The sequence below is a fragment of the Aminobacter sp. MSH1 genome (genome assembly GCF_003071665.1).
Taxonomy (GTDB): domain Bacteria; phylum Pseudomonadota; class Alphaproteobacteria; order Rhizobiales; family Rhizobiaceae; genus Aminobacter; species Aminobacter niigataensis.
The window spans coordinates 4,429,157-4,452,666 of record NZ_CP026265.1 but is presented as its reverse complement, the minus strand read 5'-3'; the positions used below and the strand labels follow the sequence as shown (position 1 = coordinate 4,452,666).

Genomic DNA, 23,510 nt, shown 5'->3' with positions numbered 1-23,510 from the left:
CCTATTCCCCATCCGCTCCTACAGCTTCGACCAGTTCTGCGTCTTGCAGATCAGGCCGCCGAGCACGCAGCCCTTCATCTTGAGGTTCGAGCCGGCGAGGCTGGCCTTGCCGGTATAGGTCTTGTCGTTGGCCGGATCGGTGATCTTGCCCGAATAGGCGCTGTCGCCATCGGCATTGAAGGTACCGATCTTCTTGCCGGCATGCTTGCCGTCTTTCAGCGTGATACAGAAGCTGCCGCCGCAGGACGCGATTGCGGCAGTCGAGCCCGCCTCGGTCTTCCAGCTGCCTTCGATCGGATCGGCATGGGCCGCACCGGCCAGCATCATCGTGGCCGCCACGGCCACGCTCATCTTGCGAAACATTGAAGTCCTCCCGGTTGGTATCTTGCTCAGGCATCTCCCCCGCCTGACGTTTACGCAAACGTAAGCGTAATGCAGCTCTGGCGAAAACGAAAGCGGTGCCGCAGGGGAAGCCGGAAGCATTTTTGAGCCCTGAAAACACCGGCATAGCGCTCTGAAATTCACCGATGGCGACGGATGAAAGCTGCGCGTGGTTATCAAAGACTTTCGCGTCCGGGCGCAAATTTTCATCGCATTTTCTCCAAATCCCAGCCGGCGCAACGGTTCCTATCCTTAATGAATTCCGAGGTTTACCCTTTGTTTTAGGTTTGTTTTCCTGGAATTAAGCACGCCATTTAACGCCGGATTCAAGGCTCGGCGGCATCCTCGGAAGCATCGAAAGAGCAGCTCGGGGGACACCAGCGGGCCCGCTCTCGGGAGACAGACAGGGGATAAGAAAATGGCACGTTTCGAAATCTTTGATGCTGGCTTCGGCGCGATGGGTTCCACCGCTCAGGCCGACATTCTTCTGGAATTGGGCATGATGTATGCGACCGGCCGCGATTGCGAGGTCGACGTCGTTACCGCCCACAAATGGTTCAATATCGCCGCGATCAAGGGCTCCGCCCGCGCTGCCGAGTTGCGCTCGGAATTGTCCGGCTCGATGTCCAAGCTCGACATCGTCAAGGCGCTGCGCGAAGCCCGCGAATGGATGACCACGCACTGAATACTGCTTCCGGGGGGAAGATCGAGGTCGCCCATATGGCGGCTTCCAATAACAACAACGCGACGGCCTGAAGGACGGGCGAGGCGCGATCGGAATAACAGGGCAGGCGGACTGCGACGGGGCCACAGACGCTCCGCGACGTTCTCCACGAAAAAGGCCGCGACCGATCGAAACAAGATCGGCGCGGCCTTTTTGTTTTTTCCAGGCGGTTACCGGTTGCCGGCATCATTGCCGGCAGTGCCGCTTGCAGGCACAATGTTCCGATGCCCATGCGCCAAGACAAGGCACAACTTGGGTGAGAGGTTTCCGGCGCATTTGAAGTATGGCGCGCGGCATCGCCGGCGCGCCCAGGGAGAGGGAAAAATGCATTTCAAACGTTCAGTTGGCGCATTGCTCGCGCTGTCGCTCAGTGCCGGCGTGGCATTTGCCGAAGACATCACTGTCGCCGTCGTCGGGCCGATGACTGGCCAGCTCGCCAACATCGGCGACCAGTTCCGCCAGGGCGCCGAGGCTGCCGTCAAGGCGATCAACGAAAAAGGCGGCGTCCTGGGCCGCCAGCTCAAGCTTTCGGTCGAGGACGATGTCTGCGATCCCAAGCAGGCGGTTTCCGTTGCCAACCGCATCGTTGCCAACGGCATCAAGTTCATCGACGGCCATGCCTGCTCGGGCTCGAGCATTCCGGCGTCGGCCGTTTATGCCGAGAGCGGCGCGCTGATGATGTCGCCGGCGTCTTCGAACCCGATCATGACCGACGATGCGGCCGCCAAGGGCTGGTCGACGATCATGCGTCTCTATACCCGCGACGACGCGCAGGGCGCCTTCATCGGGCCGTGGATCGCCGAGAAGTACAAGGGCAAGAACGTTGTCGTGCTGCACGACAAGAGCGCCTACGGCCAGGGCGTGGCCGATGCCGTCAGGAAGACGATGAATGCCGGCGGTCTCACCGAACTCCTGTACGAAGGCATCAATGCCGGCGAGAAGGACTATTCGGCGCTCGTCACCAAGCTCAAGGAACTCAAGGCCGATGTCGTCTATTTCGGCGGCTACCACCCCGAAGCCGGCCTCATCCTGCGCCAGTCGGCGGAGCAGAACTTCAAGTATCAGCTGATCATGCCGGACTCGATCGCCTCGCCTGAATTCTGGCAGATCGCCGGCCCGGCCGGCGAAGGCACGATGTTCGTCTTCCCGTCCGACCCCCAGGCCAAGCCTGAAGCCAAGGAAGCGGTCGAGAAGATCAAGGCCGGCGGTTTCGTGCCGGAAGGCTTTACCTTGTTCTCCTACGCTACCATCCAGGCCTTCGCGCAGGGCATCGAGCGCGCTGGCACCGACGATCCGATGAAGGTTGCCGAGGCGCTCAAGGACGGCAAGCCGATCAGCACAGTCGTCGGCGACGTCGTCTTCGACGAGAAGGGCGATCTGAAGAACGCCAGCTACGACATCAACCAGTGGCATGACGGCAAGTACGCGCCGATCAAGCAGTAAGCTTTCCTGGAAATGTTGAATTGTTGCAATGGCCGGGCTTGTCCCGGCCATTGTCGTTTTCGCGGGCTTGGCGCAAGATGGCGCATTCGCACTCGGACGTAAAACGCGCGCCGTTTTGGCTGCGAGTTCGCTTCGTGCGTCGATTTCAGGAGGAACCGAGCCATGAGCCTTCGTATCAACGACACCGCCCCGGATTTCAAAGCCGACACCACGGAAGGCCCGATCAGCTTTCACGACTGGATCGGCGACGGCTATGCCGTGCTGTTTTCGCACCCCAAGGATTTCACGCCGGTCTGCACGACCGAACTCGGCTACATGGCCGGGTTGAAGTCCGATTTTGCCAGCCGCAACGCCAAGATGATCGGCATTTCGGTCGATCCGGTCGAAAACCATCACAAATGGAAAGCCGATATCGAGCAGCTGTCGGGCAACAAAGTCGACTACCCGATGATCGGCGATCCGACGCTTGCCGTCGCCAAGCTCTATGACATGCTGCCTGCCGGTGCCGGCGACAGCTCGGAAGGCCGGACCCCGGCAGACAACGCCACGGTGCGCTCGGTGTTCGTTATCGGCCCGGACAAGAAGGTCAAGCTGACCCTGACCTATCCGATGTCGACCGGCCGCAACTTCGACGAGATACTGCGCGCCCTGGATTCGATCCAGCTGACGGCCAAGTACCAGGTCGCGACGCCCGTGCAGTGGAAGCAGGGCGACGACGTCATCGTCACCGCTGCCGTGTCCGACGAGGATGCCATCAAGCGCTTCGGCTCGTTCGAGCGCGTGCTGCCCTATCTCCGGAAGACCAAGCAGCCGACCACGCACTGATCCGCAACGGCCTACAGCAAGAGCCGCGCCCCTGGCGCGGCTTTTTGTTGCCGCGTCAACTCATGCCGACATAGCGGCCGGGACGGTGGTTGATGGTGATGATCAGGTTGAGTACCGCAGCACCCGCCACCGACAGCGCCACCTTCGACCAGTCGAGATAGAACAGCGATATGACCAGGATGGTCAGGTCGACCGCGAGCTGGAAGTAGCCGGCACGGATGCCGTAGTTGTCCTGCAGGTAGAGCGCCAGGATGTTGAAGCCGCCGAGCCCGGCGCGGTGGCGAAACAGCACCAGAAGCCCCATCCCCATCAGCCCGCCGCCGGCGATCGCCGCATAGAGCGGATCGACATGGGCGATGCTGATCCAGTCCGGCGTTAGCCGCGACAAGACTGAAATCAGCGCGACGGCTGCAAATGTGCGCAGCGCGAACGGCCAGCCCATGCGCTTCACCGCGAGATAGTAGAAGGGCAGGTTGATGACGAAGAACACCGCGCCGAAGCCGTAGCCGGTCACATACTGGATGAGCAGCGCCAGCCCGGCCGAACTGCCAGTGATCAGCCCGGCATGGGTGTAGAGCACCAGCCCCAGCGCCACCAGCGTCGTGCCGGTCAGCAGCGCCAGCACGTCCTCGTACAGCCCATGCGGGATGGCTTCGCTGTTGGTCTCGGTCACGGTGTCGCCTGTCGTTGATTGCTGCATCGCAGCCCTAAGACGTCAGCCCGAAAATCGAAACCCATTTCCCGGCTGGAGTTGCGCTTTCGCAAACGGCAGCACTATTCCTCGAAGCGCACCAGCACCGTTCCGTCGGTCACCTGCGCGCCTTCCATGGCGATCTCCTGGATCACCCCGTCATGGGTGGCGGCAATGGTGTGTTCCATCTTCATCGCCTCGAGCACCAGCAGCGGCTGGCCCTTGGTGACCTTGTCGCCCTTGGCCGCACGTACCAGCTTGACCAGCCCCGGCATCGGCGCGCGCATGCTCGAAGTGCCTTCGCCGATCTCGGCTGCGCGCGCAAACGGGTCGCTGATAGCGAAGTCGAAGGAACGCCCGTTTTCGAACACCGTGACGTGGCCGGGCCAACTGGCGACCGTCGCCCCACTTGTGCCGCTAGCGTCGGCCGAAAGCACGAAGCTTTCGCTGCCGTCCGGACGGACATCGAAGCGCCCGTCACTCCGCGCCATGATGTGGGCGACGATCGCCGCGCCGCCAAACGACAGGCTCGCCCGTCGCGCCAGCGGGTTGAAATGTGCGTAGCCGGCGATGCTGGACCACGGATCTGCAGAGGCTTCCGCATTGCCGGCACCGGTCGCAGCGAGGGCTGCCAGCGCCACTGCACGGCTGCTGGGGGCCGCACTCGCCGTCAGTTCCTCCTGCTTGCGGCCGATCAGCCCAGTGTCGACATCGCCCGAGGCGAAGTCGGTATCGCGGGCCAAGGCTGCCAGGAACGCCGCGTTGGTGGTCGAACCCGCCACTTCGGTCCGCGATACGGCATCGGCCAACGCTTCGAGAGCAGTCGTGCGGTCGGCACCATGCGTCACCACCTTGGCGATCATCGGGTCGTAGAACGGCGAGATGGCATCGCCCTGGCGCACGCCGGTCTCGATGCGGATTTCGGTGCCTGCAGCGGTCTCGGTCGGGAACCTGAGATGATGCAGCGTGCCGATCGCCGGCAGGAAGCCCTTGGCCGGGTCTTCGGCATAGAGCCTGGCTTCGAAGGCGTGGCCATCGAGCCCGATACCGTCTTGCCCGACAGGGATTTCCTCGCCCGCGGCCACGCGCAACTGCCATTCGACCAGGTCGACGCCTGTCACCATTTCCGTCACCGGATGCTCGACTTGCAGGCGCGTGTTCATCTCCATGAACCAGAAGCGGTCCGGCTTCAGCCCGTCCGAGGCATCGACGATGAACTCGATCGTGCCGGCGCCCGAATAACCGATCGCCTTGGCGGCCTTCACCGCGGCATCGGTCATCGCCGCGCGCAGTTCGGCCGTCATGCCCGGGGCAGGGGCTTCCTCGATCACCTTCTGGTGCCGGCGCTGTGCCGAGCAGTCGCGCTCGAACAGATGCACGGCATTGCCATGGTTGTCGCCGAACACCTGCACTTCGATGTGGCGCGGCTTGTCGACATATTTCTCGACCAGCACCCGGTCGTCGCCGAAGGCGGCCTTGGCCTCGCGCCGGGCGCCCGACAGGGCGTCGGAGAAGTCGTCGGGATGGTCGACCCGGCGCATGCCCTTGCCGCCGCCGCCGGCGCGCGCCTTGATCAGCACGGGATAGCCGATCTCGCGCGCCTTGCTGGCGAGGATGACAATCTCCTGCGCCTCGCCGTGATAACCTGGAACCACCGGCACGCCTGCCTTTTCCATCAGCCGTTTGGCCGCATCCTTGAGGCCCATGGCGCGGATCGCCTCTGCCGACGGCCCGATGAACACGAGCCCGGCCTGCGTCACCTGGTCGACGAAGTCAGGGTTTTCCGACAGAAAGCCATAACCGGGATGGATCGCCTCGGCACCCGTCGCCTTGGCTGCCGCGATGATGAGGTCGCCGCGCAGGTAGCTCTCGGCCACAGGCGAGCCGCCGATATGCACGGCCTCGTCGGCCATCGCGACATGCAGCGCGCGCGCATCGGCGTCCGAATAGACCACGACCGTCTTCACGCCCATCTTGCGGGCGGTGCGGATGACGCGGCAGGCGATTTCACCGCGATTGGCAATGAGGATTTTCGAAAACATGGCTTGATCCCCATCACATCCTGAACACGCCGAACTTGGTGTCGGCGATAGGCGCGTTGAGCGCGGCAGACAGGCTCAGCGCCAGCACCTCGCGCGTCTTGGCCGGGTCGATGATGCCGTCGTCCCAAAGCCTGGCTGACGAATAGAGCGGGTGTCCCTCGCGCTCGTATTTTTCGAGGATCGGCGCGCGGAACTCGGCCTCTTCCTCCTTCGACCAGCTGCCGCCCTTGCGCTCGATGCCCTCGCGCTTGACCATGGCGAGCACGGTCGCCGCCTGTTCGCCGCCCATCACCGAGATGCGCGCGTTGGGCCACATCCACAGGAAGCGCGGTGAGTAGGCCCGCCCGCACATGCCGTAATTGCCAGCGCCGAACGAGCCGCCGATGATGATGGTCACCTTCGGCACCTGTGCGGTTGCCACCGCGGTCACCAGCTTGGCGCCGTCCTTGGCGATGCCGCCGGCCTCGTATTTGGCCCCCACCATGAAACCGGTGATGTTCTGCAGGAACACCAGCGGGATCTTGCGTTGGCAGCACAGCTCGATGAAATGCGCGCCCTTCAGCGCGCTTTCGGAAAACAGCACGCCATTGTTGGCGATGATGCCCACCGGCATGCCGTGGATATGGGCAAAGCCGGTCACCAGCGTGGTGCCGTAGTTCTGCTTGAACTCGTCGAACTCGGAGCCGTCGACGGTGCGCGCGATCACCTCGCGCACGTCATAGGGCTGGCGCAGGTCGGCGGGGATGACGCCATAGACTTCTTCCGGAGCATGAACAGGCGGAATCGCCTTCTTCAAGACGAGCCCGATGTCCTTCTTCCGATTCAGGTTTTTGACGATGCGCCTGACGATCGCCAGCGCATGTTCGTCGTCCACGGCGTAGTGGTCGGCGACGCCCGAGACGCGCGTGTGCAGGTCGGCACCGCCCAGTTCCTCGGCGCTCACGTCTTCGCCCGTCGCTGCCTTCACCAGCGGCGGTCCGGCCAGGAAGATCGTCGCCTGATTGCGCACCATGATCGTTTCGTCCGACATCGCCGGTACATAGGCACCGCCCGCCGTGCACGAACCCATCACACAGGCGATCTGCGGAATGCCCGCTGCCGACATGTTGGCCTGGTTGAAGAAGATGCGGCCGAAGTGGTCGCGGTCGGGAAACACCTCGTCCTGGTTGGGCAGGTTCGCCCCGCCGGAATCGACAAGGTAGATGCAGGGCAGATTGTTCTGCAGCGCGATCTCCTGCGCCCGCAGGTGCTTCTTCACGGTCAGGGGATAGTAGGTGCCGCCCTTCACCGTGGCGTCGTTGACCACCACCATGACTTCGGTGCCTTCGACCCGGCCGATGCCGGCAATCAGCCCGGCCGAGGCGATGTCGCCGCCATAAAGTCCCCAGGCGGCGAACTGGCCGACCTCGAGGAACGGCGAGCCGGCGTCGAGCAACTGCGCCAGCCTCTCCCGGGGCAGAAGCTTGCCGCGCGAGGCGTGCCGCTTGCGCGCGTCTTCCGAGCCGCCGCGCTCCACCGTTGCAGCCTTGTCGCTGATATCGGCCACCAGCGTTCGCAGGCGTGCGGCGTTGGCCTTGAAGCTTTCGGAGGAGGGGGAGAGCTGGGAGTGGAGCGTCGGCATTTTTCCTCTTGGATTGATACCCATGCGGTGCTGCGCCCAAGGCGCGAAGCAGTCATGGTGGGGTGGCGAATCTAACGCACTAGCCTCGTAATTTCGGCGAAGTCCAGCATCGTCTGCGCTCTAGCGTATGACCTCTATCTTGCAGCCGACGTCGAGGTCGGCCCATTTCCGGTCGGCAGTAACAGCCGTTCGTTCAGTCAGTATCGCCAGCGCCAGGCAGGCGCGGTCGCCCAGCGACAGGCCCTTGTGGCGCGTCGTTGAACGAAGGTGCCCGGCGACCAGCGCAAGGTGATGGTCGAACGAAACTACCTCAAGATGCATGTTCTCATACTGCTGCCGCACGGCAACTTCGTCGTAGCCCTTGTCGATCAGCTTCGAGATGACCTCCGTGGTGTTGACCGCACAGATCACGCTCTTGTCGACGAGCGCGTGCACCCGGTCGGCTCCAGGCTCTTGCAGCATGGCAGCCAAGACCGCCGAAGCGTCGAGCACGATCACTCTTCACCCCACATCGCGCGGCGCTCGGCCAGAAACTCGTCAACAACGCTCTCGCCCGGCTTCTTGTACTTGGCCATTTCCTCTTGGACCCGAGTGAGGGCCATCTGGTGTGAGATCAGCTTCAGTTCTCCGCCCTCGACATGGGCTACAAGATCGTCGCCGGGTTTGATGCCAATTTCCTCGCGCATGGCAGCGGGGATGACGACCCGGCCGCCGTCGCCCACGCGCAGGCGCTCGAACTTTGGCGGCTTCCGCAGCAATTCGTCCCTGATCCTGGAGCTGTGTGGCTTCTGCGGCTCCTCGGCGAAGCCCTTCGGTGTATCTGGCTCAGTCATGGCATGAACCTCGATCTGTGGCAGAAAGCGAGATTGTGCCATGAATGGCCATTTGCGGCAAATTGCAGCCGGAGGTGTTGCGAAACCTCTGATTGTTTTGGCTTGATAACGTTGCGGAATGCGTGTATCTGCCCGCTCCCGATAGGGCGAGCTGCTGGCTCGTCCGCGGATTCCGCAACCTGTCCTCTTGGAGACGACCGATGAGACGCATCGATATGCGCCTGGCATTCCGTCTCCCTTCGGCAAAAGGCTGAGGCCGCCGAAGGGCGGCTCTTTCACACCTTGAATTCACCGAAGTTGCAGGGGAGCGCGCCGCCGTTGAGGCCGCGCGGTTGTCATCATGTATGTGCGTTTCGTCACGCCACTCATCCACCCGAACAGCCGGGTGGAGGCCGGCTTCTTCCAGGCCTCCTGGTATCTCTACCGGAACGGCTGCCCGGACTGGATCCTGGCCGAGTTGCGCGAGCAGTTCGACTGGTTCAATGCGCATTTGCCGGTGCCCGACAGGATCGGCCGCCACTTCAAGCGGCGTAACTCGATCTGGGGCATCTGCTGGTTCAATCCGGGTGCCGCCGAGGCCATCAGCCGTGCGCGTTACTGCGCCTGGCTGATCGGCGAAGGCGGTCTGCCGGTTCGGAGCATCAAGACTGCCGGCCAGCGCGAGGTCATCTGGCGCGACGCCCATCAGATCGTGTCGAAGCCGACCGACGATCTGCCAAGGGCTTTCCAGTGACCAGGCGGGAGGCGTCATCAGCCTTCCGCCATGATCTCGCGACCGATCAGCCAGCGCCTGATTTCGCTCGTGCCGGCGCCGATCTCGTAGAGCTTGGCGTCGCGCAGCAGCCGGCCGGTGGGATAGTCGTTGATGTAGCCGTTGCCGCCGAGAAGTTGCAGTGCGTCGAGCGCCATCTGGGTCGCCTTCTCCGCCGCAAACAGCACGCAGCCGGCGGCGTCCTTGCGTGTCGTCTGGCCGCGGTCGCAGGCCGCCGCCACCGCATAGACATAGGCACGCGCGGCATTCATCGTCGAATACATGTCGGCGAGCTTGCCCTGGACGAGCTGGAATTCGCCGATCGGCTGGCCGAACTGCTTGCGGTCATGCACGTAAGGCACGGCGACATCCATGCAAGCCGCCATAATGCCGATCGGCCCGCCGGCCAGCACCACGCGCTCATAGTCGAGGCCCGACATCAGCACTTCGACGCCGCGGCCCTCCTCGTGCAGCACGTTTTCAAACGGCACCTCGACATTGTCGAACACCAGTTCGCCGGTGTTCGAGCCGCGCATGCCGAGCTTGTCGAGCTTCTGCGCCACCGAAAAACCCTTCGTCGTCTTTTCGATGATGAAGGCGGTGATGCCGCGCGATTTCCGGTCAGGATCGGTCTTGGCATAGACCACCAGCGTATCGGCATCGGGGCCGTTGGTGATCCACATCTTGGAGCCGTTGAGCACATAGCGGTCGTTGCGCTTCTCGGCCCGCAGCCGCAGCGACACCACGTCGGAGCCCGAGCCGCTTTCCGACATGGCGAGAGCGCCGACATTTTCGCCCGAGCACAGCTTGGGCAGGTATTTCGCCTTCTGCTCCGGCGTGCCCCAGCGCTTGATCTGGTTCACGCACAGGTTCGAATGCGCGCCATAGGACAGCCCGACCGAAGCCGAGGCGCGGGAGATTTCCTCCACCGCCACGACATGGGCGACATAGCCCATTTCGGAGCCGCCATATTCGCCTTCGGCAGTGATGCCGAGCAGGCCCAGCGCGCCGAGTTCCTGCCACAGATGGGCGGGGAACTCGTTCGAGCGGTCGATGTCGGCGGCAATCGGCGCAATGCGCTCCTGGGCGAAGCGCCGCACCATCTCGCGCAGGCTGTCGATGTCCTCACCGAGCCCGAAGTTCAGCGTCTTGTCGTACATGCCGGTCCTCCGTATTGGTCTTGGCGCCCGTCAGGCGCATCGTCATGGCGAGATAGGTCGCCGTCACTTCATCGACCGACAGCCTCTCATCCGGACGAAACCAGACGATGACACCCGTGATCATCTGGATGATCGCCATCGCCGTCAGCCCGGTGTCGTCGACTTCCAGCAAGCCGGCGTCCGCGCCGTCGCGCAGGATGGTCCTGAGCTCCTTCTCATAGGTGGTGCGGAGCTTGAGGATGTTGGTCAGATTATCGCGCGAAAGGCTGCGCAATTCCATGTTCGAGACATGGGTGGCGTGCCGGCGTTCGACGTGGAATCGAATGTGGTTGGCGACAAAGCTGGTCAGCCTCGCCACTGGATCGTCATTGGCCGGGCGCGCCGCGTCCCAGGTGGCGGCCAGCTCTTCCATGTGCTCGCGCATCAGCGTGTGGAGCAGGTCTTCCTTGGTCGGGAAATAGCGATAGAGCGCAGCCGCCTGGACACCGACTTCAGCCGCCATCTGACGCATCGTCACGGCCTCATAGCCGTGGCGCGCGATCAGCTGCACGGCAGCGTCGCGTATTGCCGCTTCCGTCCTGCCGCCGTCCGAACCCGCCGTTCGTGCCATGTCAGCCATTCCTCCCGAATGGCAATTAATAAAACGGACGTTTAATTAATTCAAGTAGCGGGGGTCGTGGCCTTGGCAGTCGAGATATATCGACGTCAGTCGCTGCGGAAGGCGCGGCTTGCCTGGTCGCTCAAGGGCTTGAACAGATAGGAAAGCACCGTGCGGTCGGTGGTCTTGAGAAACACTTCCGCTGGCATGCCGGGCTTGAGGTCCGGTTTGCCGGCCTGTTCCAGGCTCGTGGGCGACAGCGCGATGCGCACGGCATAGTAGGAGAGTCCGGCCTTCGGATCTTCAATCATGTCGGGCGAAACCCGGTCCACTGTGCCTTCCACTTCCGGCGTCGTCTGCTGGTTGAAGGCCGAGAGCCTGAGCGTCGCCGGCTGGCCAATGCGAACCTGGTCGATATCCTGAGGCTGGACGCGGGCCTCGACCACCAGCGCATCCGCCGTCGGCACGATCTGCATGATCGCTTCGCCAGGGGTGACAACGCCGCCGACCGTATGGATGGCGAGTTGGTGGACCCGGCCGGCTTGCGGCGCGCGGATGTCGATCTGTTTCAGCGACTGCATGGCGGCGACCTGCCGTTCCCTCAGCTCTCCGGCCTTGCCGTCGATCTCGCGCAGGTCGCCCGCCACCTGGCTGCGCATGTCCTGGTCGATCTGGATGATGGCGAGTTCGGTCTCGCTGATCCGGCCGCGCGTCTGCGCCGCAGCTGCTGTCAGCTGCCCGTCCTCGCCGTCAAGCTGCGCCTGCGCCCGCTGGCGATCCGCCAGCCGGGAAATGGGCACCAGCTTCTTCTTCCACAGCTCCTGCATGCCCCCCAGTTCGACCTTGATCAGGGCGATCTCCTGCTGCTTGCTCTTCTGCTGGGCTTCGATGCCGGAGATTTCCTGCCGGAACTGGGAAATACGTTCGCGCAGCTGCGATACCTGCCCATCCCGCGCCTCTCGCCTCAGGGCAAAGAGCTTGTTTTCGCCCTCGATCAGCTGGGCGATCTCTGGATCGGACGCGCGTGCCGTCAATTCCTCCGGATAGACGACCGCGTCGGCACCGTCGCGCTCGGCCGTCAGGCGCGCCCGTCGGGCAATCAGTTCGTCCAGGCCATTGTCGACGATGGCGAGATTGGCCTTGGCGACGGTGTCGTCCAGCCTGACCAGTACCTCGCCTGCCGAAACGACGCTGCCATTGTGCACGTTCAGCGCGCCGACCACGCCGCCCTGCGGGTGCTGGACCGCCTTGACGTTCGAATCGACCACCAGATGGCCAGCAGCCACGACCGCACCCGACAGGCTGCTTGTCGCGGACCACAGGCCGAGTCCGCCCACCAGAGCCAGCGCGGCAAAGCCGCCCAGCCGCACGTTTCGTCTGATGGCATGGCGCAGCCGCAGCTGTTGCGGCGATGCGCCATCGATCGGCTTGGCGCCGTTGTCGAGCAGCGCAAGCGCCCGTGTCCGTACGGACGCGACGAGGTCCCGCGCTGTCTTCAGCCGGTCTGCTGCAGAATGGTTTGCTATCAGTGTCATCGTCAGCCCGCCGTTCCCACCGCATGCAGCGGCACCGGCACCGGTTGCAGCGCCTGTCGTGCGATGTCGCTCTTCAGGCCGAACGCCTGCTGCTTGCCGCCGCCGAGGACCAGCAGGTGGTCCAATGCCGCGAGCGCGCTCGGCCGGTGCGCCACCACGATGACAATGCCGCCGCGTATCTTGATGCGTTCGATGGCTTGCGTCAGGGCCTGGTCGCCGGCGGCGTCGAGATTGGAATTGGGCTCGTCGAGCACGACAAGGAACGGATCGCGATAGAGCGCGCGTGCCAGGGCCACGCGCTGGCGCTGTCCGGCGGAAAGGGCCGCACCGCTTTCGCCGATCTCGGTCTGGTAGCCCTCGGGCAGGCGCAGGATCATGTCGTGCACGCCTGCAGCCTTTGCCGCCGCGATGATCGTTTCGGAGGCCGCGTCGTCCTCGAAGCGCGAGATGTTCTGGCCCACGGTTCCAGCGAACAGTTCGACATCCTGTGGCAGGTAGCCGATATGGCGTCCAAGCGATTGGGTCGGCCACTGCTCGAGGGCGGCGCCATCGAGCCGGACCTTGCCGCGCATCAGCGGCCACACCCCGACCAGCGCCCGCGCCAGCGACGACTTTCCCGAGCCGCTGGGGCCGATGACGCCCATGCCGCACCCGGCCTGGAGCGAGAATTCGACGTCCTGCACCACCAGACGCCGGTCGCCCGGCGCCACGACGCTTATGCCTTCCACGGCCAGCTCGGCGGTCGGTGCTGGAAGCTCCATGCCGTTCTCGGCGGCGGGCATGGCAGCGAACAGGCCGTCGAGGCGGTGCCAGCTCTGGCGCGCGTTGAGGAAGCTTTTCCAGTGCGCGATGGCGAGTTCGATCGGTGCAAGTGCACGCGAGGTCAGGATCGAGCTGGCGATGATGATGCCCGGCGTCGCCTGCTGGTAGATGACGAGATAGGCGCCAAGCGCCAGCACCATCGACTGCAGCATCATGCGCAGGATGCGCGATACCGCGCCAAATCCGCTCGTCAGGTCGCTGGCGCGTTCCTGGGCCTCGCGAAAATCGCCATTCGCCTGGCCCCAGCGTGTCGCCAGCCGGTCGCTCATGCCCATCGCCACGAGTACCTCGGCGTTGCGGGCGCTTGATTGCGCGATGGCGCTTCGCCTTGTGCTGAAGCCCGACATCGCCTTGGTCGGTCCGCGTACCAGGCGGTCGGTCAGAACCGTCAGCGCCACAAGCAGCAACGCACCGATCAGCGCTGCGACGCCGATCCAGGGGTGGAAGAGAAAACAGATGCCGACATAAAGCGGCATCCACGGCAGGTCGAACAGGGCTGCCGGTCCGGCGCCGGAGAGAAAGCCGCTGACCTGGTCGAGGTCGCGCAGCGCCTGCAGGCCTTCGCCGCGGTCGCGTGTGCGCAGCGGCAGCCGAACGATGCAGTTGAAGACGCGGCCGCTGATGATTTCGTCGATGCCCGCGCCGATCCGCGTCAGCACGCGTGCCCGGACCGCTTCAAGCACGCCCTGGAAGGCGTAGAGCACCGCAACCAGGATGATCAGCGCCACAAGCGTCGGCACGCTGCGGCTCGGCAGCACGCGGTCGTAGACCTGCAGCATGAACAGCGAGCCGGACAGCATCAGGATGTTGATCAGGCCGCTGAAGCCGGCAACGGCGACGAACGTGCCCCGGAAGGAGCCGAGCGCATCGCGCAGCTCGGAGCGGCGGTTCGGGTCATTCGCAAGCGGGTTGGTCAGGACTTATCCCCCCATGACAGCCGGTCGGCTGCAATGCGGCGGGCCTCGCCGAAGCGAAGCCCGCCTTCTTGGTGTCGCAAGAAAAATCAGGCGACGAGGTCGGCGTTCTGGTGGCCCGAATGTGCGGCCATCTGTGCCAGGATCTTGGCGACCGCCGCCTGGGCAGCGTCGCCGGCATCGGCAACGGCGTGACCATCCGCAGGCATGTGAGCCTGCAACGCTGCGATCACATGATCGACGGCCTGCTGCACGTGGCCGTCGGCGATGTCGTTGACCTGGTCGGCATTGACGTGCGCGGCCACCTTCGAGCTGAAGTTGAAGTGGTCGCCGTCGAACGCCACCGACTTCTTGACCGTGGCGTCGGCGGAGCCGGCAACTTCACGCGCACCGCGCGTTCCCTGATCCTGGCCGGAATGGTCCATCTTCTTGAAGAAGTCGGCGAGCCAGTTGTTGGCGGGGTTGCCTCCGGTGCTGTTGCCACCGGTGCTGCCCGTGTCGGTGTTGTCGGCAACGTCGACCGGCTTCGTCGGTGCGGCCGTGCCTGCATCCTCCGCAGAATCCGTGGCCGCCAGCGTGCCCGACTTCATCACCGGGTCGATCAGGTCCTTCTTGACATTCTTGGTGCCGATCGTCGCGGTCTGGGTCGACGTTGCGATGTTGGCGCCCGAGAAGGTCACCGTGTAGGTGCCGGGCTTCAGCACCAGGTCATAGCCGCCTGCTGCCGAGGTCGTGGTCTTGAAGGTCTGGCCGGCGGAGTTCTTCGCCGTCACCGTGACCGCACCAAGCCCTTCACCCGGATCGTAGAAGCGGTCGCCGTCCTTGTCGTCGAAGGCAACACCCGTCAGGAACAGGTCCGAGCCCGTCTTGGCGAAATCTTCGGTCACGAAGGCGCTCGAACGGCCCTTGTAGTCGCCGACTTCGTAGCCGAGGCCGACTTCACGGAAGTTCGGGTTGAGGATGTTCGCCCGGTGCCCGGAGGAATTCATCAGGTTGGTGTGGAGCAGCTTCACTTCGTCGGTGTAGCCGGTCGGCGCGCGGGTCGTGGCCCAGGCGATGTTCTCGCCGGTCGCCCAGGAGCCGCTGAGCGTGTAGCCGGCCGCCTTCATGCGCGTCGTCGGCGACGTGCCGCCGGAACCGGTGTGTGAAAAGACGTCCGCTGAAAGCATCCATCTGTCGTGATTTTCGGCGGCTTCGCTAAGGTCGTTGTCGAATGCCAGAGGCTGGGCGCCTGTCTTGGCGCGCTCCGCGTTGATGAGCTCGAGCAAATACTGCTCGTTGGCGCTGTGCTGAGGCATAGGGTCTCCCCGGTTGGTTCTTGATTGCTGTTGGACCCCCAATGTCCCCGTCCGCCCGAAAACTGGCCTAGGTAGGAACTGTGTTAATGATGCGGCGCTGAAATGAATAAATTAGGATATGCGCATATATCTTCGCGCAGACGTAAGCTGCGGCAAGCGTAGCGCCTATCGACGGTTGAAATCGTCTGTTTCGATCAGGCGCCGCGGGCGGCAGCAATTGCCTTCGGCAGCTCTTCGGCGAAGATGTCGAGCTCGTGGTCGAGGCCGACGCTCACCCGGATGCAGCGGTCGAGTACCGGTGCCATCGGCTTGCGGATGAAGACGTCGCGCGCCAGCATGTTGCGCATCACGGCAAGCGCAAAAGCGGCATCGCCGCCGCAGTCGATGGTGACGAAATTTGTCGCCGAGGGCAGGGGCTTCAACCCATTGTCCCTGGCGATTGCCGCGATGCGCTCGCGTCCGGCGGCCACCTTGGCGACCACCTCGGCCAGGTAGGCCTGGTCGGCAAGCGCTTCTTCGCCGGCGATCTGTGCCATCCGGCTGACGCCGTAGTGATTGCGCACCTTTTCGAAACTGGCGATCACATCAGTGTCGCCGAAGGCATAGCCGCAGCGGATGCCGGCAAGCCCATAGGCCTTGGAAAAGGTGCGCATGCGCACGACATTGGGCCGCGAAATGTCGACAGGCGGCAGCGCCGAGGCGGGCGCGGTCTCGCCATAGGCCTCGTCCAGTATCAGTGTCGTCGTCTCGGGCAGCGCCTCGATGAAGCGCAGGATGTCGCCCGCTTCCCACCAGCTACCCATCGGATTGTCGGGGTTGGAGAGATAGACGACCGGTGCGTTCTCGCGCCGCACGGCGGCGAGCAGGCCCTCAAGATCTTCCTTGTCGTCGCGGAACGGCACCGGCACCAGGCGGGCGCCGACGCTGGCGACGTGGAAATTGAAGGTCGGATAGGCGCCGAGCGAGGTCACCACGGGCGTGCCTTCCGTCGCATACATGCGAACGACGAGGTTCAGCAGGCCGTCGATGCCTTCGCCGACCACCACATTCTCGATGCCGATGCCGAGATGGCGTGCCAGCGCGACCTTGAGGTCGTGATTGTCGGGATCGCAATATTTCCACATCTCCGCCGCGGCCTCGGCCATGCGCGCGATGACGCGCGGGGAGGGGCCGAAGCCGCTCTCGTTCGCACCGATCCGGGCGCGGAACGGCTTGCCGCGCTCGCGCTCCTGGGCTTCCGGGCCGACAAAAGGTACGGTCGCGGGGAGGGCATGGATGACGGGCGTGAGCGACGGGCGATTGGGCATGAGGCAACTCTTGAAGATCGAACGGAATATCGGCGCCTGCGCCGACGATATGACCCTGCCTATACGACACAAAAGCTGCAAGGTGCAGCGCTTTATTGAGGCTGGCTCGACGCTCCCGCGCTCCCGTCCGATTCAGGGCGAGTTAAGGAGAAGACCGCGCCCCGGGAGGCACGGTTGTTGGCTGTGGAGGCTGGCGGCCGCTCCGAATCCGTCGTCAGTGCCGCTCCAGCACCACCACGCAGCGGTCGAGATCGTTCGTCGCCAGATGCGCATAGCGCATCGTCATCGACAAGGTCTGGTGGCCGAGCCACATCTGCACGCGGCGGATGTCGATGCCGCCCTGCACCAGGCGCGAGGCGCAGGTGTGGCGCAGGATGTGTGGCACCACCTGGTCGTCGGCACCCAAGCCCACTTCCGCCTTGGCCTCGTTCCAGATCGCCCGGTACTGCGGCTGCGTCAGCATCGCGAACGGTCCCTTTGGCCGCGGACCACGATCGGCCGGCCATTTGGTGGTTTCCCGGGCGCGGGCGGTCAGCGGGATGGTGCGGCTGCGCCCCGATTTGGTGATCCAGAAGCTGACGCGTGTGTCCTGGATGTCGTTCCAGATCAGGCCTAGCGCCTCGCCGAGCCGGCAGCCCGAATCGACCAGGAACACGGAAAGCCGATAGGCGTCCTCGCTCTTGGCCTTGATCGCGGCGAAAAGCCTGTCCTCTTCCTCGAGCTCGAGAAAGCGGATTCGTCCCGCCCGTTCCTTTTGGCGTCGGAACTCCGGCAGGCTGTGGATGTCACCCATCTTGTAGGCCTTGCGCAGTAGCTTGCTCAGTGCGGCCATCTTTCGATTGATGGTCGCGTTGCTGTTGCCGCGTTGGCGCAGGGAGCCTATCAGTCCGTCGAGCGCCTCCTGGGAGAATGCACTGAAGCGTTCGCCTAGAAGAATCTCGTCGATCTCGCCGATGAAGGAGCTGACGTTGTACTTGTGCTTTCCGTCATCCCATAAAATATCTTTGTACTGAGAAAAAAGCTCTAAAACCCTGAATGACTTTACTTCTTTGATGGTGCTGAAATTGTATGTGACTTTGCAATTAGTCATCAGGGCGGCTGAATGATGGCCGCTCATAATATCGTTCCGTGAAGTTGACTTCTTCATAATGAGTGTCGGCAACCGTCCCGTGACTGGAGGCAATGGGTACTCCAGTGGATGGCGGCCTACAAGATGACGGCGGCGAACGACAACCCTACGGGAACATCACGATTTCGTTCCCCCTGTCGTGAACCGTGCTTTACAGCGTCTGTCTCCTCCTTCGTGCAGTCAGGTTCCCAGCACTTTCCGCTGGTAGAAAAACGGCCCGGGATTCTTGCGAAGCCCGGGCCGTCTTAATCGTTACGACGTCAGTCGATTAGAACGAGGCGTCGAGACGGAGGAAGCCGTTGAACGAGCCGTCTTCGAAGCTGTCGCCGTCGTCGTAGTTGAGGGCGAGCTTGGCGTTCAGGTTCTCGACGATCGTGTAGTCGATGACCGCACCAACCGTCCAGTCGTCGTTGCCAACGTCAACGGTCTCGCCGGTGATGAAGTTACCGAAGTGCGAGTCAGCAAAGTACTGGCCGCCGAAGCCGAGGCGCAGCTTCTCGTTGACCTGGTACTTCAGGTAACCACCAACCGACCATTCGTAGCCGGCGTAGAAGTCGGCCAGACCGAACCAGGTGGCGCCCGACTCGTAAGCTGCGAGCAGCTCGACGGTCAGAGCATCGGTCGCCTTGACGCGAGCGATACCCTTGAGGGCGAATTCCGAGAAACGATCGTCATAGCCGGCGAACAGGTCGACCGAACCCCAGCCCTGCGACACCGAAACCTTGCCGGTGATGAGCGGGATGTAGTCGAAGTTGTTGTCTTCTTCTTCCAGGCCGAGCGACACTGCGATGCCGTTGCCGGCGTCGAAGGTGTAGCGGATCTGGTTGATGAAGTCGCCGCCGCCGGCGTCGAACTCGCCACCCAGGTCGCCGTCGAACAGGGTGTCGTTACGGCCGACCATCAGGCCGCCCAGCTCGAAGAAGGCATAACGGATCTTCGAGGTCGTAGCGTCGGTGTATTCGCGGAAGCCGTCAACGTCAGCAACGCCGAATTCGCCGCCGTTGTTGGCGTATTCGAGTTCGATGAAGCGGCGGAACGTGCCGTATTCGGTTTCCGAACGGGCGTCGAGGTTCACGCGAGCCTTGGTGGTCTTGATCCAGCCGTCATCGCCGGTCGTCTCGGCCCAGCCGATCTCGTAACGAACGAGGCCGCCGACCTTGAGGCAGGTCTCGGTGCCGGGGATGTAGTAGAAGCCCGCGCCGTAAACGTCGCAGATGCGGACGTATTCCATGGGTTCCGGCTCAGCGACGACGACAGCGTCGGCCGCACGAGCGCCGGAGACTGCGAGCAGAGCCGCAGCGGAGCCGAGAAGAAGGCTCTTAATGTTCATTTTCTGACCTCCAGTCAAAAGTTTCAAAAGAGGGTCTGGGTATTTTTTGCTGAAGGACAGCGTTCCCTGCCCCATCCCCGTTTGAAAAAGATGCGCACCGCGCTCCCTCTTCGACCCCGACATTACCCATGAGCCGCCGCGGTTCAACAACCAACGCAACCGGCAAGGGCGTCCCGGCGCTCTATCGGGAGGCGATGTTGCACAAATGACACGATTTGATGCCCCCCATAAAGAACTCATTAAGAAATGGCGGCGTTCGGGCGGCGATTTTCTGCCGATGGAGCTGCCCCCGGAAGTTCCCTGGTCTCGAATCGTGGGTGAACTCGTGGCTTTCCGGAGTGCGCCGGCGCCGACGATTCGCGCGCCACGTGGCCGGACTGCGCTTTTTCCGGTCGATTGATGCAAAGGCTTATTGATTGTGCCGCACCTTTTCTTTATCCAGCGGCGCAACGGAGAGGTGGCCGAGTGGTCGAAGGCGCTCCCCTGCTAAGGGAGTAGAGGTCAAAAGCTTCTCGTGGGTTCGAATCCCATCCTCTCCGCCATTTCAGTCCGCCTCTGGGCACGCCACTCGCCGCCGATTGCCGCCCTTGACCAGCAATAAGCGTCCTCAGCAGCTCCGATTTTGATCCCACGATGCGAATTGCGTCGTCTGCGACCTCGACGCGCTGCGCCAGCGCGCGCAGGTGATCCCGCCGATAGCCGCCCTCGTGGCCGCGAATGCGCTCCCGCGCGCGGTGGGCAAACCCTTCGATCATTGCGGGGCTGAGGGTGCTGTGGCCGGGATTTTCGAGCAGGGCCTGCGCCCGATCGGCGTCGGCCCGCGCCTGATCGCGGAGAACCTTCAGGCCAGCGATCCGCTCCTTCAGCGCCGGGTCGTCCAGATCGGCAACGCCCGCCTCGATGGCGTCATAGAGCCGCTTGAGACGCGATTCCGATTCGGTCGCCTGCCGCTGTAGAGAGGCAATGTGTTCGCGGCGCCGCTCGGCCTGATCCTCGCGGCGTCCAAGAATGCTGCCAAGCAGCTTTTCCAGACGGTCGGGATCGAGCAAGCGGTTCTCGATATGATTGATCACCATGTCGTCGAGCTTGTCCATGGGGATCGCGCGGCCCTTGCAGCCGGTTTCGCCCTGCCGCGCCTTGATCGAGCAGGCGTAGTAGCGGTAGCGGCCGCCCTTGCCGGTGCGGATGGTCATCGCGCCACCGCAATTGCCGCAGTAGCAGATGCCGGTTAGCAGGGTCGGCCCGATGACGACGCGGGCAGGCAGCTCGGTTTTCGGGTTGCGGGCCTGTAGGAGCTTCTGCACCGCGTCGAACGTCTCGCGGTCGATGATTGGAGGAACCGGGACGACAACAATGTCGTCGGGCGATTGCGCGTCATTGTGCTTGCTGCGCCGTCCCCACTCGTGTTCGCCGATGTAGGTGCGGCGGGTCAGGACGCGATGGACCTGACCGATGCCCCAACGCCCACCGTCGCGGGTGAAGATGCCCTTGCCGTTAAGATGCTTGACGATCGCCTTAACTCCCATCTGGCCGGATGAGCCTTCGCCCTCCAGCGCGAGGCGGAAGATCAGGCGAATGGTGTCCGCATGCAGTGGGTCGAGTTCCAGCTTCTTCTTGGTCTTCGTTCCGCGTTGCTCCGCTGCCACGACACGGTAGCCGACAGGCGGTAGCGCGCCATTCCAGAAGCCCTGCCTCGCATTCTCCTTCAGCGCGCGCGTGACGTGCTTGCCGTTTTCCTTCGACTGATATTCGTCGAACAGCGCCATGATCCGCCGCATCATGTCGTGGATCGGATCGTCTCCCAACTCTTGCGTGATCGAAATGAGCCGGACGCCGTTCTTGGCGAGCTTCCGGTAGTAATATTCCATGTCGAAAGCATCGCGGAAGAAGCGCGAGAAGCTGTGAACCAGCACGACGTCGAACGGCGCGGGCTTCGAGGTGCCTTCCTCGATCATGCGTTGAAACTCGGGCCGGCGATCGTTCGTCGCGGTGTTGCCCGGCTCGACAAACACGTCAACGAGCTGGTAGCCGCGCGCCGCGCAATAGGCTTCACCCTGCTTGCGCTGGTCGGGGATGGACACGTCATGCTCGGCCTGACGGGCAGTCGAGACGCGCAGGTAAAGGGCCGCCCGCACGGCGACGTTGGGCGATTGTGCGTTCATTTGCGGGTTCCTTTCGACTTGCGAGGCTCGATCAGGGGCAAGACCAGCTCCACGCGGTCATGAATGACCTTGGGGACCAGCTTGAGTCCCTGGCCCTTCTCCATGCGGACAAGGCCGAAACTCTCCATCTTCTTGAGGGTGCGCGAGACATTGGGGGTGGCGCGTCCTGTGATCCGCGCCAGTTCGTCCAGCGAGCCAGGCTTCTGTTCATGGATGATGCGCAGCAGCTCTCGATTGCTCGCCGAGAGAAGCCGGGCGAAGGACTCGGTGGATGCGAACCAGACGGTCGGCTCGCCGGGCGCCGGCTTTTCCTCGCCGCGCCCGATCCGCATGGAGCGGGCCTTCATTTCTTCTGGTTCGGCGATCCCAACTTTCAGAGTCGTCACGGCAATTGACCCTGTTTACGTCAGGGTTTATCATTATCATCACGAGATAATATGTTCAAGCCTTTTGGAAGTTCGAGCGCCCCGAACATCTCGTCGAAAACATCGGCGAACCAGCGCTCAAACACTTGAATCTCGGCCTCGGTGATCGGCACTTCATCGGGCCAGTCGTCTATGACCGGCAGCTTCTCGACATCGAAGACATGCGGTGGGCTTCCACGCGGCGGGCTGATGCGCGGCGCGGGATCGTCACTATAATCGTAAAGATCGTCAGGTAGCATTCTGGGGTCCGGCTGGTGTGGGCGGCCCCGTTGGGTGCGGCGGCGTTCTGCACACATGGAATCCTCCGTGGTCCGCTGGAATCCGGTGGCTGGAAGCCCCGGAATTATGCGGACCATGGAGGGGGATCGGTGGTGTGTAGCGTGCCGCATTTACACCTGTGCGCTGGCGGCACCCCACGCACTGTTCAGATTTTTTGCTGAACCGGCGCCGCGAACATAACAAAAAGAATCAGACCAAGAATGCTCCCCGAGCGGCACAGGCTTGCGCGCGGCCTAATATCGCTGCCCAAGGTGTCAATGCCGACACGGATATCCAAGCTGGTGTATTGTTCAGGGGCTTCATCGTCAATTTCCTTTGCAGATTGATGCTTGCTCGCTACCCTCAACCGGAGAACCGAGAGTAAGCGTGATGCGGCTGTCAAAGCATGCACTTGGTCTTATGTAGGGCGACGATGCGATCTGCCTGCGACCGTTGAACCTGCGGCCATGCAACTCCCGTCTGCTTGATCGCCCGCGTGCCTATCGGGATTGCCGCGCAAAATCTCGATCGCATGAGGGGGAAACAGGTGCGCGCCCCGTATAAGGTGCAAGAGCCGGGAAAAGCGAGCAACGCACATGCGGGCACAGGAATTGGCAGGCCATGGCGGGAGATGGAATTCGAATGGGACGCGCTCGCGCTGCTGATCAAGTGGAATTTGGGCGCGGGCATGGTCGAACCCCGGGCTTATAACAAGGCTACTGATGACGAGCTCCTGTTCTGGTCGGCGCAAGGAGACCGGAGAGCCTTCGATGAAATCGTTGTTCGTCACGGTTCGTTTGTTCTAAGCGTTGCAAGCCGCCTAATCCCAAATTTTCGCGATGCTGAGGACATCGCCCAGGATGCAATGGTCAAGGTGTGGCATCAAGCTGACCGCTTTAACCCAAAGCGCGCTCAGTTTAGAACTTGGATTTACCAGATCGTCGTCAATCTCTGTATTGATAGCCGCCGCCGTAAAAAGCCGGAATCCCTTCCAGAGAACTTCGACGCTGTTGACCCGGGAGCCGCAGCAGACGAGATTTTGTCGAATGCCGAGCGCGATGCCGCCCTGGTTGCAGCTATACGGGCATTGCCTGCCAGCCAGCAGGCCGCGATGATACTCGTCTACGAGGAAGGTGTATCCGGCGCTGAGGCGGGACGTATTCTTGGCCTGTCTGCCAAAGCAATAGAGCGTCTGCTTGCCCGTGCTAGAACCACACTTCGTGAACGATTGCTGGCACAGCATGATAAACAGGGAGAATAG

At 62.9% G+C, this 23,510-nt stretch carries 23 protein-coding genes, 1 tRNA gene and 1 pseudogene; 8 read left to right on the top strand and 17 right to left on the bottom strand.

All coding sequences use genetic code 11. The features are described from left to right. Positions 1-18: 18 nt before the first annotated feature. Positions 19-363, bottom strand: coding sequence for a DUF2147 domain-containing protein (locus CO731_RS21985; RefSeq protein WP_108608806.1), 345 nt, complete (start codon positions 361-363; stop codon positions 19-21). Between the two features lie 436 nt (positions 364-799). On the opposite strand from CO731_RS21985, the gene CO731_RS21980 reads away from it, so the two are divergent. The 3 genes from CO731_RS21980 (at position 800) to CO731_RS21970 (ending at position 3,373) form a co-directional block, all read left to right on the top strand. Then, complete coding sequence (locus tag CO731_RS21980) at positions 800-1,066, top strand: sel1 repeat family protein (protein WP_108608805.1); 267 nt, start codon at positions 800-802, stop codon at positions 1,064-1,066. Between the two features lie 363 nt (positions 1,067-1,429). Next, positions 1,430-2,548, top strand: coding sequence for an ABC transporter substrate-binding protein (locus CO731_RS21975; RefSeq protein WP_108608804.1), 1,119 nt, complete (start codon positions 1,430-1,432; stop codon positions 2,546-2,548). A 162-nt stretch (positions 2,549-2,710) separates the two neighbouring features. Beyond that, entirely contained in the window at positions 2,711-3,373 is a 663-nt protein-coding gene (locus CO731_RS21970; protein WP_108608803.1) for a peroxiredoxin, read from the top strand. A 55-nt stretch (positions 3,374-3,428) separates the two neighbouring features. Here the strand turns inward: CO731_RS21970 and CO731_RS21965 are convergent, their stop codons facing one another. The 5 genes from CO731_RS21965 to CO731_RS21945 all read right to left on the bottom strand — a co-directional run bounded on the left by CO731_RS21965 (position 3,429) and on the right by CO731_RS21945 (position 8,560). Beyond that, positions 3,429-4,046: a YitT family protein gene (locus CO731_RS21965; RefSeq protein WP_245439457.1), complete on the bottom strand. Its 618-nt coding sequence runs from the start codon at positions 4,044-4,046 to the stop codon at positions 3,429-3,431. 101 nt (positions 4,047-4,147) lie between these two features. Next, a complete protein-coding gene (locus CO731_RS21960; RefSeq protein ID WP_108608801.1) occupies positions 4,148-6,106 on the bottom strand; it encodes an acetyl/propionyl/methylcrotonyl-CoA carboxylase subunit alpha in 1,959 nt (652 codons plus the stop codon). A gap of 13 nt (positions 6,107-6,119) precedes the next feature. Next, complete coding sequence (locus CO731_RS21955; protein WP_108608800.1) at positions 6,120-7,727, bottom strand: carboxyl transferase domain-containing protein; 1,608 nt, start codon at positions 7,725-7,727, stop codon at positions 6,120-6,122. A gap of 120 nt (positions 7,728-7,847) precedes the next feature. Further along, positions 7,848-8,219 (bottom strand): type II toxin-antitoxin system VapC family toxin, encoded by a 372-nt coding sequence (locus CO731_RS21950; RefSeq protein WP_199914502.1) that lies wholly within the window; start codon positions 8,217-8,219, stop codon positions 7,848-7,850. Positions 8,220-8,221: 2 nt separating this feature from the next. Beyond that, the gene (locus CO731_RS21945; RefSeq protein WP_108609983.1) at positions 8,222-8,560 is read right to left on the bottom strand and encodes an AbrB/MazE/SpoVT family DNA-binding domain-containing protein; all 339 of its coding nucleotides are present in this window, start codon (positions 8,558-8,560) and stop codon (positions 8,222-8,224) included. Between the two features lie 340 nt (positions 8,561-8,900). On the opposite strand from CO731_RS21945, the gene CO731_RS21940 reads away from it, so the two are divergent. Beyond that, positions 8,901-9,293, top strand: coding sequence for a hypothetical protein (locus CO731_RS21940; RefSeq protein ID WP_108608799.1), 393 nt, complete (start codon positions 8,901-8,903; stop codon positions 9,291-9,293). Between the two features lie 17 nt (positions 9,294-9,310). Here CO731_RS21940 and CO731_RS21935 read toward each other — a convergent pair whose 3' ends face one another. The 8 genes from CO731_RS21935 to CO731_RS21900 all read right to left on the bottom strand — a co-directional run bounded on the left by CO731_RS21935 (position 9,311) and on the right by CO731_RS21900 (position 19,404). Beyond that, positions 9,311-10,471, bottom strand: a complete 1,161-nt coding sequence (locus tag CO731_RS21935) for an isovaleryl-CoA dehydrogenase (protein WP_108608798.1) — start codon at positions 10,469-10,471, stop codon at positions 9,311-9,313. Continuing rightward, a complete protein-coding gene (locus CO731_RS21930) occupies positions 10,437-11,081 on the bottom strand; it encodes a TetR/AcrR family transcriptional regulator (RefSeq protein WP_108609982.1) in 645 nt (214 codons plus the stop codon). Before CO731_RS21930 ends, CO731_RS21935 begins: the two co-directional genes overlap by 35 nt. 95 nt (positions 11,082-11,176) lie before the next feature. Continuing rightward, positions 11,177-12,604: an HlyD family type I secretion periplasmic adaptor subunit gene (locus tag CO731_RS21925; RefSeq protein ID WP_108608797.1), complete on the bottom strand. Its 1,428-nt coding sequence runs from the start codon at positions 12,602-12,604 to the stop codon at positions 11,177-11,179. A 2-nt stretch (positions 12,605-12,606) separates the two neighbouring features. Next, positions 12,607-14,343, bottom strand: coding sequence for a type I secretion system permease/ATPase (locus tag CO731_RS21920; RefSeq protein WP_108608796.1), 1,737 nt, complete (start codon positions 14,341-14,343; stop codon positions 12,607-12,609). An 86-nt stretch (positions 14,344-14,429) separates the two neighbouring features. Continuing rightward, positions 14,430-15,638 (bottom strand): CAP domain-containing protein, encoded by a 1,209-nt coding sequence (locus tag CO731_RS21915; RefSeq protein WP_108608795.1) that lies wholly within the window; start codon positions 15,636-15,638, stop codon positions 14,430-14,432. Between the two features lie 194 nt (positions 15,639-15,832). Further along, positions 15,833-16,945, bottom strand: coding sequence for a pyridoxal phosphate-dependent aminotransferase (locus CO731_RS21910; protein ID WP_108608794.1), 1,113 nt, complete (start codon positions 16,943-16,945; stop codon positions 15,833-15,835). Between the two features lie 214 nt (positions 16,946-17,159). After that, positions 17,160-18,035, bottom strand: coding sequence for a site-specific integrase (locus CO731_RS21905; protein WP_245439939.1), 876 nt, complete (start codon positions 18,033-18,035; stop codon positions 17,160-17,162). Between the two features lie 307 nt (positions 18,036-18,342). Beyond that, positions 18,343-19,404: a porin gene (locus CO731_RS21900; RefSeq protein ID WP_108608793.1), complete on the bottom strand. Its 1,062-nt coding sequence runs from the start codon at positions 19,402-19,404 to the stop codon at positions 18,343-18,345. A gap of 451 nt (positions 19,405-19,855) precedes the next feature. Here CO731_RS21900 and CO731_RS21895 point away from each other — a divergent pair. From CO731_RS21895 to CO731_RS29375, 3 genes are all read left to right on the top strand, one after another. Then, positions 19,856-19,946 (top strand) — tRNA-Ser (locus tag CO731_RS21895). A gap of 231 nt (positions 19,947-20,177) precedes the next feature. After that, positions 20,178-20,360 (top strand): hypothetical protein, encoded by a 183-nt coding sequence (locus CO731_RS29380; RefSeq protein ID WP_245439454.1) that lies wholly within the window; start codon positions 20,178-20,180, stop codon positions 20,358-20,360. A 9-nt stretch (positions 20,361-20,369) separates the two neighbouring features. After that, positions 20,370-20,636, top strand: coding sequence for a hypothetical protein (locus CO731_RS29375; RefSeq protein ID WP_245439452.1), 267 nt, complete (start codon positions 20,370-20,372; stop codon positions 20,634-20,636). On the opposite strand, the pseudogene CO731_RS29370 reads toward CO731_RS29375, so the two are convergent. The 3 genes and pseudogenes from CO731_RS29370 to CO731_RS21880 all read right to left on the bottom strand — a co-directional run. Further along, positions 20,523-21,566: pseudogene (locus CO731_RS29370) on the bottom strand (recombinase family protein); the annotation flags it as partial. The gene CO731_RS29375 and the pseudogene CO731_RS29370 sit on opposite strands and share 114 nt — an antisense overlap. After that, positions 21,563-21,952, bottom strand: a complete 390-nt coding sequence (locus CO731_RS21885) for a MarR family transcriptional regulator (RefSeq protein WP_100079071.1) — start codon at positions 21,950-21,952, stop codon at positions 21,563-21,565. The gene CO731_RS21885 and the pseudogene CO731_RS29370, both read right to left, overlap by 4 nt. Before the next feature lie 20 nt (positions 21,953-21,972). Next, entirely contained in the window at positions 21,973-22,287 is a 315-nt protein-coding gene (locus tag CO731_RS21880) for a hypothetical protein (RefSeq protein WP_199914501.1), read from the bottom strand. A 446-nt stretch (positions 22,288-22,733) separates the two neighbouring features. Between CO731_RS21880 and CO731_RS21875 the strand changes: the two genes are divergently transcribed. After that, positions 22,734-23,510, top strand: coding sequence for a sigma-70 family RNA polymerase sigma factor (locus CO731_RS21875; RefSeq protein ID WP_245427030.1), 777 nt, complete (start codon positions 22,734-22,736; stop codon positions 23,508-23,510).

What these genes read in the sequence shown, in the direction of transcription:
- CO731_RS21985 (WP_108608806.1), bottom strand. Translation starts at nt 363, where the DNA reads ATGTTTCGCAAGATGAGCGTGGCCGTGGCGGCCACGATGATGCTGGCC.
- CO731_RS21980 (WP_108608805.1), top strand. Translation starts at nt 800, where the DNA reads ATGGCACGTTTCGAAATCTTTGATGCTGGCTTCGGCGCGATGGGTTCC.
- CO731_RS21975 (WP_108608804.1), top strand. Translation starts at nt 1,430, where the DNA reads ATGCATTTCAAACGTTCAGTTGGCGCATTGCTCGCGCTGTCGCTCAGT.
- CO731_RS21970 (WP_108608803.1), top strand. Translation starts at nt 2,711, where the DNA reads ATGAGCCTTCGTATCAACGACACCGCCCCGGATTTCAAAGCCGACACC.
- CO731_RS21960 (WP_108608801.1), bottom strand. Translation starts at nt 6,106, where the DNA reads ATGTTTTCGAAAATCCTCATTGCCAATCGCGGTGAAATCGCCTGCCGC.
- CO731_RS21955 (WP_108608800.1), bottom strand. Translation starts at nt 7,727, where the DNA reads ATGCCGACGCTCCACTCCCAGCTCTCCCCCTCCTCCGAAAGCTTCAAG.
- CO731_RS21945 (WP_108609983.1), bottom strand. Translation starts at nt 8,560, where the DNA reads ATGACTGAGCCAGATACACCGAAGGGCTTCGCCGAGGAGCCGCAGAAG.
- CO731_RS21940 (WP_108608799.1), top strand. Translation starts at nt 8,901, where the DNA reads ATGTATGTGCGTTTCGTCACGCCACTCATCCACCCGAACAGCCGGGTG.
- CO731_RS21935 (WP_108608798.1), bottom strand. Translation starts at nt 10,471, where the DNA reads ATGTACGACAAGACGCTGAACTTCGGGCTCGGTGAGGACATCGACAGC.
- CO731_RS21930 (WP_108609982.1), bottom strand. Translation starts at nt 11,081, where the DNA reads ATGGCACGAACGGCGGGTTCGGACGGCGGCAGGACGGAAGCGGCAATA.
- CO731_RS21925 (WP_108608797.1), bottom strand. Translation starts at nt 12,604, where the DNA reads ATGACACTGATAGCAAACCATTCTGCAGCAGACCGGCTGAAGACAGCG.
- CO731_RS21915 (WP_108608795.1), bottom strand. Translation starts at nt 15,638, where the DNA reads ATGCCTCAGCACAGCGCCAACGAGCAGTATTTGCTCGAGCTCATCAAC.
- CO731_RS21910 (WP_108608794.1), bottom strand. Translation starts at nt 16,945, where the DNA reads ATGCCCAATCGCCCGTCGCTCACGCCCGTCATCCATGCCCTCCCCGCG.
- CO731_RS21905 (WP_245439939.1), bottom strand. Translation starts at nt 18,035, where the DNA reads ATGACTAATTGCAAAGTCACATACAATTTCAGCACCATCAAAGAAGTA.
- CO731_RS21900 (WP_108608793.1), bottom strand. Translation starts at nt 19,404, where the DNA reads ATGAACATTAAGAGCCTTCTTCTCGGCTCCGCTGCGGCTCTGCTCGCA.
- CO731_RS21880 (WP_199914501.1), bottom strand. Translation starts at nt 22,287, where the DNA reads ATGTGTGCAGAACGCCGCCGCACCCAACGGGGCCGCCCACACCAGCCG.